The organism is Saccharopolyspora sp. NPDC045839, assembly GCF_056431645.1.
In genome coordinates, this window is record NZ_JBWKKH010000003.1 from 205,287 (window position 1) to 220,497 (window position 15,211).

Annotated in this window: 13 protein-coding genes; all 13 read left to right on the top strand. The window is 70.4% G+C overall.

Going from position 1 to position 15,211, the window contains the following annotated elements; genetic code table 11:
- Positions 1–27 precede the first annotated feature (27 nt).
- The 13 genes from AC07EQ_RS06485 (at position 28) to AC07EQ_RS06545 (ending at position 15,181) form a co-directional block, all read left to right on the top strand.
- On the top strand, positions 28–912 hold the full coding sequence (locus AC07EQ_RS06485) for a branched-chain amino acid ABC transporter permease (protein WP_478386901.1): 885 nt from the start codon (positions 28–30) through the stop codon (positions 910–912).
- Positions 896–1,948, top strand: coding sequence for a branched-chain amino acid ABC transporter permease (locus AC07EQ_RS06490; protein WP_478386902.1), 1,053 nt, complete (start codon positions 896–898; stop codon positions 1,946–1,948). The genes AC07EQ_RS06485 and AC07EQ_RS06490 overlap by 17 nt, the downstream gene beginning before the upstream one ends.
- Positions 1,945–2,679, top strand: coding sequence for an ABC transporter ATP-binding protein (locus AC07EQ_RS06495; RefSeq protein WP_478386903.1), 735 nt, complete (start codon positions 1,945–1,947; stop codon positions 2,677–2,679). The genes AC07EQ_RS06490 and AC07EQ_RS06495 overlap by 4 nt, the downstream gene beginning before the upstream one ends.
- Positions 2,669–3,463 carry an ABC transporter ATP-binding protein gene (locus tag AC07EQ_RS06500; protein ID WP_478386904.1) on the top strand — a complete coding sequence of 265 codons (795 nt, stop codon included), beginning with the start codon at positions 2,669–2,671 and terminating at the stop codon, positions 3,461–3,463. The genes AC07EQ_RS06495 and AC07EQ_RS06500 overlap by 11 nt, the downstream gene beginning before the upstream one ends.
- Positions 3,460–4,614 (top strand): Gfo/Idh/MocA family protein, encoded by a 1,155-nt coding sequence (locus AC07EQ_RS06505; protein WP_478386905.1) that lies wholly within the window; start codon positions 3,460–3,462, stop codon positions 4,612–4,614. Before AC07EQ_RS06500 ends, AC07EQ_RS06505 begins: the two co-directional genes overlap by 4 nt.
- A complete protein-coding gene (locus AC07EQ_RS06510; RefSeq protein WP_478386906.1) occupies positions 4,611–5,768 on the top strand; it encodes a dihydrodipicolinate synthase family protein in 1,158 nt (385 codons plus the stop codon). Before AC07EQ_RS06505 ends, AC07EQ_RS06510 begins: the two co-directional genes overlap by 4 nt.
- The gene (locus AC07EQ_RS06515; RefSeq protein WP_478386907.1) at positions 5,765–6,640 is read left to right on the top strand and encodes a sugar phosphate isomerase/epimerase family protein; all 876 of its coding nucleotides are present in this window, start codon (positions 5,765–5,767) and stop codon (positions 6,638–6,640) included. The genes AC07EQ_RS06510 and AC07EQ_RS06515 overlap by 4 nt, the downstream gene beginning before the upstream one ends.
- 19 nt (positions 6,641–6,659) lie before the next feature.
- A complete protein-coding gene (locus AC07EQ_RS06520; RefSeq protein ID WP_478386908.1) occupies positions 6,660–7,331 on the top strand; it encodes a hypothetical protein in 672 nt (223 codons plus the stop codon).
- Between the two features lie 95 nt (positions 7,332–7,426).
- Positions 7,427–9,727: a PQQ-dependent sugar dehydrogenase gene (locus AC07EQ_RS06525; protein ID WP_478386909.1), complete on the top strand. Its 2,301-nt coding sequence runs from the start codon at positions 7,427–7,429 to the stop codon at positions 9,725–9,727.
- Between the two features lie 171 nt (positions 9,728–9,898).
- Complete coding sequence (locus AC07EQ_RS06530; protein ID WP_478386910.1) at positions 9,899–13,255, top strand: TM0106 family RecB-like putative nuclease; 3,357 nt, start codon at positions 9,899–9,901, stop codon at positions 13,253–13,255.
- A gap of 317 nt (positions 13,256–13,572) precedes the next feature.
- Positions 13,573–14,265 (top strand): stage II sporulation protein M, encoded by a 693-nt coding sequence (locus tag AC07EQ_RS06535; RefSeq protein ID WP_478386911.1) that lies wholly within the window; start codon positions 13,573–13,575, stop codon positions 14,263–14,265.
- Positions 14,266–14,414: 149 nt separating this feature from the next.
- Positions 14,415–14,807, top strand: a complete 393-nt coding sequence (locus AC07EQ_RS06540) for a helix-turn-helix domain-containing protein (RefSeq protein WP_478386912.1) — start codon at positions 14,415–14,417, stop codon at positions 14,805–14,807.
- Positions 14,808–14,809: 2 nt separating this feature from the next.
- Positions 14,810–15,181 (top strand): hypothetical protein, encoded by a 372-nt coding sequence (locus tag AC07EQ_RS06545; RefSeq protein WP_478386913.1) that lies wholly within the window; start codon positions 14,810–14,812, stop codon positions 15,179–15,181.
- Positions 15,182–15,211: the final 30 nt, after the last annotated feature.

Genomic DNA, 15,211 nt, shown 5'->3' on the forward strand with positions numbered 1-15,211 from the left:
CAAAACGAGTCTGAGAAGAGGCTCTAAATGACCGGATCTCTCCTGCTGCAGAGCGTGGTGCTCGGCGTGCTGCTCGGCGGGCTCTACGCCCTCCTCGCCGCGGGCCTGACGCTGTACTTCGGTGTGATGCGCGTGGTGATGCTGGCACACTCCGCCTTCCTGATCCTGGCGGCCTACCTGGCCTGGTTCTTCAACCTCCAGACCGGTTTGGACCCGCTGCTGTCGCTGCTGGTGACCGTCCCGCTGTTCTTCGCGGTCGGTGTGCTCATGCAGCGGCTGCTGATCGCGCGGCTGCGCCCGGCGACGCTGACCATGATGTCGGTGCTGCTGACGTTCGCCATCGCGCTGGTGATCGAGGGCGCGCTCGGGCTCGTCTTCAGCGGCACCCACCGGCGCATCCAGCTGCCCTACGCCGGTGCGGACATCCAGTTCTTCGGCGCCAGCATCCCGGTCGTGAAGCTGATCGCCTTCGGCCTCGCCGCGGTGTCGCTGGCCGGGCTCTACGTGCTGCTGAAGAAGACCCGGTTCGGCCAGGCGCTGCGCGCCACGATCCAGCACCGGGAGGCCGCGCAGCTGGTCGGCATCAACACCGGCCGGATCGCCGGCTACGGGTTCGGGATGGGCCTGGCCACCGCGGCGATCGGCGGCACCGCGCTGGCCCTGGACTCCACGATCTACCCGTCGCTGCACTGGCACTGGATCGGACCGCTGATGGCGATCATCGTGGTGGGCGGGCTGGGCAGCATCCCGGGCGCGGCGATCGCCGCCATGGTGCTGGGGCTCGGTCAGAGCCTGCTCCAGCTCCCGCTCGGAACGACCTGGGCGCAAACGGTTTTCTACGTCGCGCTGTTCGCCACCTTGCTGCTGCACCCCCAGGGATTCTTCGGAGGCCGCCTTGCGCAGCGTTTCTGATCCCGCCCGCGCCGCGAAGCTCGTCGGACTGCTCGCGCTGGCCGCGCTGGTGGTCGCTTTCCCCGCGCTGGCACCGGATCCGTTCATCCTGTCGGTCGGCGTGGTGATCACGAGCTATGCCGTGCTGGCCACGTCGTGGAACTTCGTGGGCGGATTCACCGGCTACATCTCGCTGGGCCACGCGGCCTACTCCGGGCTCGGCGGCTACGCCACCGCACTGCTGGTCGTGCGCGCGGACCTGAACCCGTGGCTCGCACTGGTCCTCGGCGGCGTGGTCGTCGCGGTGCTCGCGGTGCCGATCGGCATCGCCAGCCTTCGGGTGCGCGGTGCGTCGTTCGTCATCGTCTCCATCGCGCTGGTGCTGATCACGCTGCTGATCTTCCAGAGCTGGGGAGATTTCACCGGCGGCTCCAACGGTTTGCGCGTGCCGCGCCCGTTCGGTCCGGACGTGCTCCGCCCCGAGCAGCACGAGCGGTTCTTCTACCTGCACGCCGCGCTGCTGGCCGTCGCCCTGCTGTGCTGGTGGGCGATCGACCGCTCCCGGTTCGGTTCCGGGCTGAAGGCGATCCGGGAGGACGAGGACAAGGCCGAAGCGCTCGGGGTGCCGACCTTCACCTACAAGCTCGTCGCGTTCGTGGTCTCGGCGTTCTTCACCGCGCTGGGCGGCGGGCTCTACGCGCTGTGGTTCGGGTTCCTGGACCCGATCTTCCAGTTCTCCGTGCTGACCGGTTCCTACCTGGTGCTGATGAGCCTGCTCGGCGGCGTGCGGAGCCTGTTCGGGCCGGTGCTCGGCGCGGTGATCGTCGGCTACGCCGTGGAGTACTTCAAGGCCCAGTACGGCGACACCCAGCTGCACCTGGTCGCGCTGGGCGTGCTGCTCGCCGCGGTGGTGCTGTTCATGCCGGACGGGATCATCCCGGCGCTGCGCGACCTGCTGCACCGGTTCCGCCCGCGAACGGCGTCCATCCGGGAAGTCAGCCAGGCGGAGCTCGCCGAGCAGCGCCGGGCCGGGACCGTCGAGGAGGCGCGGCTGTGAGCGCGGGACTGGAAACCACCGGACTGACCAAGTCCTTCGGCGGCGTGCTCGCCGTCGACGAGGCCACTGTCGCCTTCCGGCACGGCAAGGTCAACGCGCTGATCGGCCCCAACGGATCGGGCAAGACCACGTTCTTCAACTGCGTCACCGGGATGATCAAGCCCGATGCCGGCACCGTCGGCTACCGCGGCCGGGACATCACCGGCCGACCGCCGCACCGGATCGCCCGCGCGGGCATCGGCCGCAGCTTCCAGCTGTGCCGGATCTTCCCCCGGATGACGGCGCTGGAGAACCTGCTGGTCCCGGTCCGCTCCCGGACCCTGCTCGGCCGGCTGGTCTCCGCACGCCAGCGCGCCGACCTGGACCGGGCCCGCGGACTGCTCACCCGCGTCGGCATCGAGCACCTGGCCGACGTGCAGGCCCGCGACCTGTCCTACGGCCAGCAGAAGCTGCTCGAACTCGCCGGGGTGCTGATGGCCGATCCCGAGACGGTCCTGCTCGACGAGCCCGCGGGCGGGGTGAACCCGGCGCTGATCGAGCGGATCGGGGAGCTGGTGCGCGCGCTCAACGCCGAGGGCCGGACCTTCCTGATCGTGGAGCACAACATGGACCTGGTGATGAGCCTGTCCGACCACGTGGTCGTCTTCGACCGCGGGCGGCCGATCGCCGCGGGCACGCCCGACGAGGTCCGCAACGACCCGCGAGTCCTGGAGGCCTACCTTGGGATCTGAGCAGCGGGGTTCGAGCGAGCACCTGCTCGAACTCGTCGACGTCGAGGCCGGCTACGGGCGCGCGGCGCTGGTGCTGCGCGGGCTGACGGTGCGGGTGCCGCCGGCCAGCGTGGTCTGCCTCGTGGGGCCGAACGGTGCCGGGAAGTCCACGGTGCTCAAGGTCGCCAGCGGCATGCTCGCGCCGCGATCCGGCCGGATTCTGGTGTGCGGGAAGGACGTCACGAGCCGCCGCCCGCAGCAGATGCTCGAAGCCGGTCTGTCCCACGTGCTCCAGGGGCACAGCGTGTTCAAGGAGATGACGGTCGCGGAGAACGTGCTGCTCGGCGCGTACACGCTGCGGGACAGGTCCGAGATCGCCGACCGCGTGGCCTTCGTCAAGGAGCTGTTCCCGGTCGTGGCCGAGCGGTGGGACGCGCTGGCCGGGGCGCTTTCCGGCGGACAGCAGAAGCAGGTCGAGTTCGCCCGGTCGCTGATGGTCAGCCCGAAGGTCGTGCTGCTCGACGAGCCGTCGATGGGCCTGGACCCCAAGGCGACCGAGACCGTGTTCACCCAGGTGGCGCGGATGCGCGACGCCGGGACGGCGGTGCTGCTGGTGGAGCAGAACGCCCGCCGCGCATTGGAGATCGCCGACCTGGGCTGCGTCCTCGACCTCGGCCGGGTGCACATCTCCGGCCCGGCATCCGACCTGCTCGCCGACCCGCAGCTCGGCGAGCTCTACCTCGGCAACCGACGCTCCAGCACCGCATCCTCGAAGACGTTGAAGACAGGGAGCCCGCTTTCATGAGCGACCGCACCTACCGCATCCTGATGAACGGCGTCACCGGACGGATGGGCTACCGCCAGCACCTGCTGCGTTCGGTGCTGGCGATCCGCGACGACGGCGGCGTGCCGCTCGCCGACGGCAGCCGCATCCAGGTCGAGCCGGTCCTCGTCGGCCGCAACGCCGAGAAGCTGGCCCGCATCGCCGCTGACCACGACATCGCCGAGTGGAGCACCGATCTCGACGCGCTGCTGGCCGAGGACGCCGCGGAGATCTACTTCGACACCCAGGTCACCAGCGAGCGCCGCAAGGCCGTGCTGAAGGCCGTGGCCGCCGGTAAGCACGTCTACACCGAGAAGCCGGTGGCCGAGACCGTGGCCGAAGGCGAGGAACTGGTGACGGCGGCCGAAGACGCCGGGGTCGTCAACGGCGTCGTGCACGACAAGATCTTCCTGCCAGGACTGCAGAAGCTCAAACGGCTGGTGGACGCGGGCTTCTTCGGCCGGATCCTCTCGGTGCGCGGGGAGTTCGGCTACTGGGTCTTCGAGGGCGACCTGCTGCCCGCGCAGCGGCCGAGCTGGAACTACCGGGCCGAGGACGGCGGCGGCGTGGTGCTGGACATGTTCTGCCACTGGAACTACGTGCTGGAGAACATCTTCGGCCGGGTCCGCGCGGTCACCGCGAAGGCCGTCACGCACATCCCGCAGCGCTGGGACGAGGACGGGCAGCGCTACGACGCCACCGCCGACGACGCGGCGTACGCGATCTTCGAGCTCGACGGCGGGATCATCGCGCAGATCAACTCGTCGTGGGCGGTGCGGGTGGAACGCAAGGAACTGCTGGAGTTCCAGGTCGACGGCACGCACGGCTCGGCGGTCGCGGGCCTGTTCGGCTGCCGCATCCAGCCGCGGGTGCGCACCCCGCGGCCGTCGTGGAACCCGGACCTGCCCACCACCGAGGACTTCCGCGACCAGTGGGACGAAATCCCCGACAACGCGGAGTTCCACAACGGTTTCCGCGCGCAGTGGGAGCGGTTCCTGCTGGACGTGCACCACGGCAGGCCGCACCCCTACGACCTGGCAGCCGGGGTGCGCGGCCTCCGGCTCGCCCACGCCGGGCTCACCTCGTCGGCCGAAGGCCGCCGCATCGAGCTGCCCACCGGCGGCGCGGCATGAGCACGATCGAACTGCCCACCGGCCAGGGCACCTGGGCGCAGGTCGTGCTGCGCGAACCCAGGCGGTGGAAGGAACATCCGCAGCCCTACGGATCGCGGGTCGCGTTCGCCGCCGCGCACGTGGTCGCCGATCCGCTCGGCGACAACACCCCGGGGGCGCCCGCCGCGGTGGACTGGGAGTCCACATTGGCCTTCCGCCGGGAGCTGTTCCGCTACGGGCTCGGGGTGGCCGAGGCGATGGACACCGCGCAGCGCAACATGGGCCTGGACTGGCCCGCGGTGCAGGAACTCGTCCGCCGCAGCGCCGAACAGGCCCGCTCCTTCGACGCCCGGATCGCCTCCGGGGCGGGCACCGACCACCGAGCCGGGGCCACCACCCTCGACGAGGTCGTCGCCGCCTACGAGGAGCAGGCCGGCTTCGTGGAGTCGACCGGCTCGCAGGTGATCGTGATGGCCTCCCGCCAGCTGGCCGCCATCGCCCGCACCGCCGACGACTACCGGCGGGTGTACGACGCGGTGCTGCGGCAGGTCGCCGAGCCGGTGATCCTGCACTGGCTCGGCGAGGTCTTCGACCCGCACCTGGCCGGCTACTGGGGATCGACCGACCTGCCCACCGCCACCGAAGCCTTCCTCGACCTCGTCCGCGACCACGCCGCGAAGGTCGACGGCGTGAAGGTGTCCCTGCTGTCGGCCGAGCACGAACGTGGCCTGCGCGCCGCGCTGCCGGCCGGCGTGCGGCTCTACACCGGTGACGACTTCAACTACCCGGAGCTGATCCGCGGCGACTCGCAACACCACTCGGACGCGCTGCTCGGCGCATTCGCCGCGATCGCACCGGCCGCATCGGCGGCGCTGGCCGCGCTCGACGACGGCGACCTCTCGACCTACGACGCGGAAATGGCCGCGACGCTCCCGCTGTCGCGGCACGTGTTCAGCGCACCGACCTTCTACTACAAGACCGGGATCGCCTTCCTGAGCTGGCTCAACGGCCACCAGCCGGGCTTCACGATGCTCGGCGGGTTGCAGTCCGCGCGCAGCACCGTGCACCTGGCGCGGATCTTCGCGCTGGCCAACGACGCGCGGTTGCTGGTCGATCCGGAGTTCGCCGCACACCGGATGCGGTTGTGGCTCGAAGCCTCGGGAGCCGTGTCATGAGCACGCACGACGTGCCGATGAACGCACCGGCCCGGGTACCGACTCCGCAGCCCGGTGACCGGCGGCTGGCCCGGCTTTCGCTGAACCAGCGCACCACCGCCGACTGGTCGCTGCGCGAGGCGGTGGAGGGCTGCGCGGCCGCCGGGCTCGGCTCCCTCGGGGTCTGGCGCGAACCGGTCGCGGAGGTCGGGCTGGAGGTCGCCGCGCGGATGATCCGCGATGCCGGGCTGAGAGTTTCCTCGCTGTGCCGCAGCGGCTTCTTCACCTCCGGCGATCCGATCGGCGACAACATCACCGCCCTCGACGAGGCGGCGGCTCTCGGCTGCGACGCGCTGGTGCTCGTGCCCGGCGGGCTGCCCCCGGGCGACCGCGATCTCACCGGTGCTCGGCAGCGCGTGGCCGATGCCGTCGCCGCACTGGTCCCGCACGCCCGCGAACGCGGGGTGCGGCTCGGCATCGAGCCGATGCACCCGATCTTCGCCGCCGATCGCGGGGTCATCTCGACCCTCGCCCAGGCCTTGGACATCGCCGAGCAGCACCCGCCGGACGTGGTCGGAGTCGTGGTCGACACGTTCCACGTGTGGTGGGAGCCGGGCGTGCTGGAGCAGATCGCGCGCGCCGGGCAGCGGATCGTCAGCTACCAGATCTGCGACTGGATCACCCCGCTGCCCGCGGACACGCTGCTCAGCCGCGGGATGGTGGGCGACGGCCACATCGACTTCGCCGCGCTCACGCGCGCCGTCTCCGCCGCCGGGTACGGCGGGGACGTCGAGGTCGAGATCTTCAACGCCGACGTCTGGGCCGCCCCCGGCTCCGACGTCGTCGCCACCCTGACCCGCCGATACGTCGAGTTCGTGGAGCCGCACCTCTAGCCGCCAGGAGGAAGTCCACATGAGACGAAGAACATTGCTCACCGGTTTGGTCGCCGGCCTGAGCGCGACGGCCGTCCCGACCGCGTCCGCCGCCCAGGGGATCGTGGTGGTCCGGCCCGCCGCCGCGAACCGGCACTGGGCCCCGCTGACGCCCGAGAAGTGGGAGTTCACCGGCGGCCAGGTGGTCATGACCGGTCGCGGGGTGCCGCCGGAGGGCCCGCGCCGCCCGTTCGAGTACGCAATCGTCCGAAAAGGACCAGAATTCGGCTCGCTGAGCCTGACCGGCGAGGTCCGCATCGACGAACCGGTGACCCGCAACGATCGCGATGTCGTGCTGATCTTGAACTACCAGTCCCCCACCCGCTTCTACTACGCGCACCTGTCGCAGGACAACACGATCTACCCGCACAACGGGATCTTCGTCGTCGACAACGCCGACCGGGTCCGCATCGACGACCAGTGGGACGGCACCACCGGCGCACCGCCCGCCATCGACGACACCGACTGGCACGACGTCCGCCTCGACTACCGCGCCGCGACGGGTGAGATCGCGGTGTGCGTGGACGGAGCCGACGAGCCGCTGATGACCGCGACCGACACCACCTTCTCCGGTGGCCGGGTCGGTTTCGGCTCGTTCGACAACTACGGGCGCGTTCGCGACGTCACCGTCATCGGCGCGCCCGCTTCCTGACGGCGGTTTCCGGCCTTTCTCCCGCAGTCCGCCGGTTTCCGCCGGCGGCCTGCGGTGCACGACCAACCCACAACGGCGAGGGATGGAGTCCGACCATGCGCGTGCGCAGATCTTGGTGCGCCGCGATCACCGCAGTGGTGGCCGCAGCGACCCTGTTAGCACCACCGGCGGCCGGTGCCGCCGACGAACCGATCATCGATCCGATCCCCGAAGAGCCGCAGCAGTCCCGGCTCGGCCTGGTGCTCCAGGAGGTCGCGCAGCTGCCCGCGTCCGAGGCGACGCCACCGGCGACCGACCCGCGGTTGATCCGGCACAACCGGATCAACTACATCGGAGAGGTGCCCGACGGCTCCGGCCGGATGTTCGTGCCCGACCTCAACGGCCCGCTGTACCTGCTGGACGGCGGTCGGCAGCACGTGTACCTGGACTTCAAGGCGCGCTTCGAGCACTTCTTCTCCGGGCGCGGGATGGGCAGCGGCTTCGGATTCGTCGCCTTCCACCCCGACTTCGCGCGCAACGGCAAGTTCTACACGGTGCACAGCGAGGACAAGGCGGCCATCGACTCCGAGGAGCCGACCTATCCGAACCAGCCGAACGCGTCCGTGCAGAGCGTGGTGACCGAGTGGACCGCCGACGATCCGGCCGCCGACGTGTTCTCGGGTTCCCAGCGGGAGATCTTCCGCTTCGGGTTCACCACCCAGATCCACGCGATCCAGCAGATCGACTTCAACCCCACCGCCAAGCCGGGCGACCCCGACTACGGCCTGCTGTACCTGGGAGTCGGTGACGGCGGCATCGGTCTGGACTCCGACGTGCCGCAGGACATGAGCACCCCGGCGGGCAAGATCCTGCGGATCGACCCGGCGGGCAACGATGGCCCGAACGGCCGGTACGGCATTCCGGCGTCGAACCCGTTCGCCGGCACACCCGGCGCGCTGGGCGAGATCTACGCAGTCGGCATGCGCGACCCGCACCGGTTCAGCTGGGATCCCGAGGGTCGGCACGCGATGTACCTCGGCCACATCGGCCAGCACGCGATCGAGGCGGTGTACGAGGTCCGCGCCGGGGACAACTTCGGGTGGAGCGAGCGCGAAGGCGACTTCACCTTCCGCCCGGAGAACCAGTGCTACCTGTACCCGCTGCCGGCGGACGACGAGAAGTACGGCTACGTCTACCCGGTCGCCGCCTACGACCACGATCCGCCGCAGGGCTGGCCGTGCAACTCCGACAGCGGCCACGCGATCTCCGGCGGTCAGGTGTACCGGGGAGCGCAATTCCCGCTGCTGCGGGGCAAGTACGTCTTCGGTGACCTGGTGGACGGACGCGTTTTCTACACCGACGTCAACCGGATGAAGCGCGGCGCGGAACGCGCGCCCCTGCACGAGTTGCAGCTGTTCGACACCGCGGGCAAGCAGATGCGGATGACGGACTTCGCCGGGGACGGCCGGGTGGACCTGCGCTTCGGCACGGACTCGCAGCGCAACCTGTACCTGCTCGCCAAGGCCAACGGCAAGATCTGGAAGGTGGCCGGAACCCGCGCGGCCCCCGGCTCGGAGGTCACCGAGCAGGTGCGGCGGAACCTGGTCGCCCACTACGACTTCGAGCGCCCCTTCGCCGCCGACGATTCCCGCGAGCTCGACCGCGGCGCGTCCCGCACCCTGCTGAGCCTGCTGGGCGGCGGCGAGGACACGCGGGTGGCCGACGGCGCGTTCGCCGGCAGCAACAACGCCCTCCGAACGCAGCAGGTCAACCCCGATGTGGCCGGCAACGACGACTGGAAAGCCGGTGTCTGGGACGGCAACGGGGTCTCGTCGCTCAGCGCGTTCAACGGCACCGAGGGCGCGACCGTGATGGGCTGGTTCAAGACGACCGGCGAGAACCCCAGCCCCAACCCGAACACACCGGACCCGGGCGACCGGTACAACGCCGTCGGTCTCGCCGGGATCCTCAGCGGCAACTCCGACGGCCACGACGTCCGGGCGCTGCTGGAGCTGATCCAGGTCGACGGTGAACTGCGACTGGTGGGGCTGGGTCGCCGCATCGACGGCGGCAGCTCCCAGACGTTCGCCGCCCAGCAGGACTGGCGCGAGCTGCTCCCGCCCGGCGAATGGGTGCACCTGGCGGCGACGTTCGACTACACGACGGGCGAAATCGCCCTCTACCGCAACGGCGAACCGCTCCCCGGCTTCTACACGGTCCCGGGCGATCCGTGGCAGCTCGACGGGTCGGGAACGACGAGGACGAACCCGCGAGGAATCAAGATCGGCGGCAGCTTCCCGCAGAACACTGCGGAGCGAAACCCCTGCAACTGCCGGATGGACTCGCTGATGTTCCTGAACACAGCGGCAGAAGCGGATGCGATAGCCGACCAGTACCGCCGCTTCTTCCAACGCTGAAGCCCCGATGCGGGGCGCGGCCAGCCCGCGCCCCGCGCCCCGCGTCACCTCGGCGAGATCTACGTCACCTGGAACCCGGACGTGGCGCCGTTCCCACCGCAGCCGCGAGCCACGGCGTGTCGGCACCCACGGCGCCGACCCGGACGGGCGCGCATGCCAGACTGCCAGGCGATGCATACTCCGTCCGACCTCGCCGACCTGCTCGAATGCGAACACCGCAGCATCCTCAAGCAAGCGTTGGCGGCGGGACTGCCCGGCGCGCCGCGCCCGAGCTCCGGGCCCGACCGGCTGGCCGTCAAGCACGGCCACGCGCACGAGGCAGCCACGCTCGAACGCCTGCGTGGCGAGCGCAAGACCGTGATCGAAATCGACGAAGGCGACCAGGTCGCCGCCGCTAAGGCCACCGAGGAAGCGCTGCGGGCGAGCGCGCCGGTGATCTACCAGGCCGTCTTCCACGACGGCGAGTTCTCCGGCCGCGCCGATTTCCTGCTCCGCGACGACCAAGGCCGCTACGAGGTCTACGACACGAAGCTCGCGCGGCACGCGAAGCCATCCGCAGTCGTGCAGCTCACCGCGTACGCCGACGCGTTGCGCCGCGCCGGTTGGCCGACCGGGCCGGAGATGCACCTGCTGCTCGGTGACGGCACCACGCGCAGCCTGCGCGTCGACGACTTCCTGCCGCTGCTCGATCGCCTCCGTGACCGGCTCGTCACGCGGCCGCCACGGCTGCCGGAACGCACGTGGGCCGACGAACGCCCCGCCTGCACCGGCTGCGGCTTCGCCGACCACTGCTCGTCCGCGCGCGAGACGGACCGGGACCTGTCGCTGGTCGCGGGCATGCGTGGCGAACAGCGGCGCAAGCTCGTGACGGCCGGGCTCGGCACGATCGACGCGCTCGCCACCGCCGAGCCGGCGGACCGGCCGCGTGACATGTCGGCGGGCACGTTCGCGACCTTGCGCGCGCAGGCCGCGATCCAGGTGCGGCAGGACGAAACCGGGGAATTGGCGTACGAGATCATCGACCCGTCGGCGCTGGCCGAGCTGCCACCACCGAGCCCGGGCGACATCTTCTTCGACATGGAAGGCGACCCGTATGCGCTCGCCGGCACCGGGCTGGAGTACCTGTTCGGCGCCGTCACGCCCGACGCGCGCTTCACGCCGTTCTGGGCGCATACGCGTCCCCAGGAGAAGCGTGCCTTCGAGGAGTTCGTCGACTTCGCCACCGCCAGGCTGACCGACGATCCGGACGCGCACATCTTCCACTACGCGCCGTACGAGGTCACGGCCGTCAAGCGGCTCGCCGCGGTGCACGGAACGCGCGAGGAAGCCGTGGACGAACTGCTGCGCAGCGGCCGGATGGTCGACCTGTATGCGGTGGTGCGCAAGGCTTTGCGCGTGGGCCAGCGGTCGTACTCGATCAAGTACCTCGAACCGTTGTACATGCCGGAATCCCGCGACGGCGACGTGAAGACGGCCGTGTCGAGCATCGAGGCGTACGAGGACTACCTGACGCTCGCCAAGGCCGGCGACGTCGAAGAGGCCGACGAGGTGCTGCGCGGCATCGCCGACTACAACGAGTACGACTGCGTGTCCACGTTGCGGCTGCTGGAATTCCTGCACCGCGTCCGCGAGGAAGCGGGCATCGAGCTCGCGACCCCGGCGCCGGAGTCCGAAGTGGACGCTCTGCTGCGGCGGACGGAGGAGGAAGAGGCCGCGCTGCGCCGGGCCGAACGCGCGGCCGCGCTGGCGGCGCTGGTCGACCCGCTGCTCGACGGCCTGCCCGATGATCCCGCCGACTTCACCCCGGACGACCACGCTCGCGCACTGCTCGCCGCCTCCGTCGGTTACCACCGGCGCGAGACGAACCCGGCGTGGTGGGAGTTCTTCCGGCAGCTCGCCGCACCGGTCGGCGACCTCGAGGTGGACACGACCTGTGCTGTGCCGGTGTCGGTGTCCGCGGGGGAATGGGTGCCGCCGTCGGGACGGCTGCGCACGGCCAAGCGCACGCTCACAGTGGCGTGCGACCCGGACCGGCCGCATCCGTTCGCGGTCGGGGACGGCGTGCGGCTGCGGTACGGCGCCGATGCGCGGGACGCGAAAGTCGTGGCCGCGTCGGCGGTCGAGCTGACGCTGGAGGAGAGCAGCGCACCGGACAGCACGTCGAACGAGCGACCGGTCGCGGTCCTGCCGGGCGGCCCGGTGCGGCCCGCGCCGAAGGACGAGGCCGTGGCCGACCTGGCCCGGCTGGTCGGGGAAACGCTCCCGGAGCTGCCCGCGCATCCGGGCGTGGACCTGCTGCGCCGGATCCCGCGGTTGCGCGGCGGTGCGCTGCCCGCACCCGGCGAGGACTCGGTGGCCACCGTGATCGAGGCGGTCGACGCGCTCGACGGGTCGGTGCTCGCGGTGCAGGGCCCGCCCGGGGCGGGGAAGACGTACTTGGCGGGCAAGCTGATCGCGCACCTCGTGCGGTCCGGGCGGACGGTCGGCGTGACGTCCAACAGCCACAAGGCCGTGGAGAACGTGCTGTCCGCCGCACTCGGCAACGCGCCGTCGATGGCGTGCGCGAAGCGGCCGCGCCGGACGCCGGATCCCGCGCTGCCGTGGGAACAGCCGAAGACGAACAACGCGCTCGCCAAGTGGCGCGACGAGCACAACGACGGGCACCTCGTCGGCGGCACCGCGTGGACATTCGCGAACGCCGCCGTGCGCGAGGAACCGTTCGACGTACTGGTGATCGACGAGGCCGGGCAGTTCGCGCTCGCGGACGCGCTGGCCGTGTCGATGTGCGCGAAGAACGTGGTGCTGCTGGGCGATCCGCAGCAGCTGCCGCAGGTAGTGCAGGGCACGCACCCGGCGGGCGCGGAGGCGTCGGCGTTGGGGCACCTGATCGGTGACGCGGACATCATGCCGCCCGAGCTGGGCTACTTCCTGGATCAGACACGGCGCATGCATCCTGCCGTGTGCGCGCCGGTTTCCCGGTTGTCGTACGCGGGTTTGCTGCACTCGCACCCGTCCGCGGACCGTTCGGTCGACGGCTTCGCCTCCGGGCTGTACCTCGCGTCGGTGGAGCACCGCGGGAACACCACGCGGTCGATCGAGGAAGCGGCGCAGGTCGTGTCGGTGATCGCGGACCTGCACGGGCGCACGTGGCAGGGCCGTCCGCTGACGGACGCGGACTTCCTCGTGGTGGCGCCGTACAACCTGCAGGCGCGGACGGTCACGCACGCGCTGGCCGACGCCGGTTTCGGCGACGTGCGCGTCGGCACGGTGGACCGGTTCCAAGGCCAGGAAGCCCCGGTGGTGGTGACGACGATGACGTCCTCGTCGGCGATCGACCTGCCCCGCGGACTGGATTTCCTGTTGTCCCGCAACCGGTTGAACGTGGCACTGTCGCGAGCGCAGTCGGTGGCGGTGCTGGTGTGCAGCCCGCGGCTGCTGGAGGCGGACATCCGGACGGTCGAGCAGATGCGGCTCGTCTCCGGGATGCTCGGGCTGCTGCGGGACGCCCACCCCTGGCCCGCTCGCTGACCCCCAACCCCTACTCGCCCCAGCCGTAGTACTGCAACGACACTTGTTGTCGCGTCGACACCTCTTCAAGAGTCCAATCCGGACCGGAATAGACGACCACCAGCCCGTCCGTGCGCAGGTAGTCGCCCAGGTTCGCGTCGTCGCGGCGGACAGGGGCTGCTGGTCCTCCGGCCGTTCACTCCGAGTTGGCCCTCACATTCCCGGACGAGCGAGCCCCATGAGGCGCGACTTGACCGTGCCCTTGGGGCACGGTCTTGAGTGGTGGTGAAGCCGGGGCGCGCCGCGCCTCCGCACTCCCTGCTGTTGAGGAGCGTTCGATGACCACCGCACCGGATCACGGGTCCCGGACCGAGCTGATCGACACCACGCACCGCGACCGCCGCGCCAGGCTGAAGCCGTTCCTGCGCAGGCCTTTCCAGCTTATTCGCGGCAACCTTGGCGCCTACCTCGCCATGAACGCGATCGTGTACGGAGCGGCCCTGATCGGCATGGGGGCGGGGCTGATCTTCCCCGGCCTGACCGCCGCGCAGGTCTCTTCCTTGCAGGCGGACGGGACGGCGGGCCTGGTCGGATCACTGCTCGGGAACGCATGGCTGTTCAGCTTGACCATCCTCGCGGTCAACACGCTCACGGTCGGGGTGCTGAAGATCCTGCTCCCCTCGATGGTCGTGCCCTTCGGCGGCATCGCCGTCTACGCGTATTGGGCGTTCAACACCGGGGTGACCCTCGCTCCGGTCGACGAGACCGCGGCGAAGATCATGATCCCGCACTCCCTGACCGCCCTCATCGAGTTCCAGGCGTACACCCTGCTCATGCTCGGTGCCTATCTGCTGGGGAGGTCATGGCTCCGCCCCGCGATCGTCGGTGCTCGCAGTCGTCGGCAGGGGTACGTCCGTGGGTTGCAGCGGTTCGGTTGGCTGAGCCTGCCCGCGCTGGTGCTGTTCGTCATCGGCGCGCTCTACGAGGCGTTCGAGATCATCTACCTGATCCCGCCGCTGCTCCGAGGATGACCTCGGGCTCGGTCGCACAGGCGGTGTGACCGCCGTTCGCAACTCGATGGTGAGAGTGGCAGCCTTGCGGCAGGCTCGACCCGGCCGCGGCAACTCGCTTGATCATGCCGTCGGGGCGGTGCCCCGCGACGACGAAGGAGGGGCGGGGAATGGCGTGGAGCACTCGGCAGCTCGCCGATCTCGCGAACACGACGGTGAAGGCGGTGCGCCACTATCACGAGATCGGTTTGCTCGATGAGCCCGAACGCGCGTCGAACGGCTACAAGCGGTACGGGGTGTCGCACCTGGTGCGGCTAGTGCAGATCCGGAGGTTGAGCGACCTCGGGGTCACGCTGTCGCAGATCGCCGCGATGGAGCGCGCCGACGAGGAGCCGGACGAGGCGATCCGCGTGCTGGATGCCGAGCTCGCGGCCACGATCGAACGGCTGACCCGCATCCGCGAAGAACTGGCGGTGGTCCTGCGTCATCGCGCACCGCCCGAGGTGCCGCCCGGCTTCGCCCCCTCGCCCGGGAGTTCTCCGACACCCAGCGCTCCCTCCTGACGGTGTACTCGACGATCTTCAGCGAGGAGGACTTGGCGGAGTTCCGCGAGATGGTGGGCACGCCGGACGACACCGACGACGAGTTCGAGCAGCTGCCTGCGGATGCCGACGATGCCACCGTCGATCGGCTCGCCGAGCGGATGGTGCCGGTCATCCGCAAGAACCAGGAACAGCATCCGAGGATGGTGGACCCGTTGGCGAACTCCCCGCGGGGAGCCGAGCTGGCGACGAGCGCGGTGGCGCACGCCCTGGCGGAGTTGTACAACCCCGCGCAGCTCCGCGTCCTGAAGCGCCTGGACGAACTCCTCAAGCAGACGTCCGCCGGTGAGGGATCAGCCGGTGGTGAGGGTGCCGTCGACCCAGCCGACCGGTAGCGGGTCGACCATCGCTCCGGTGAATGGCCT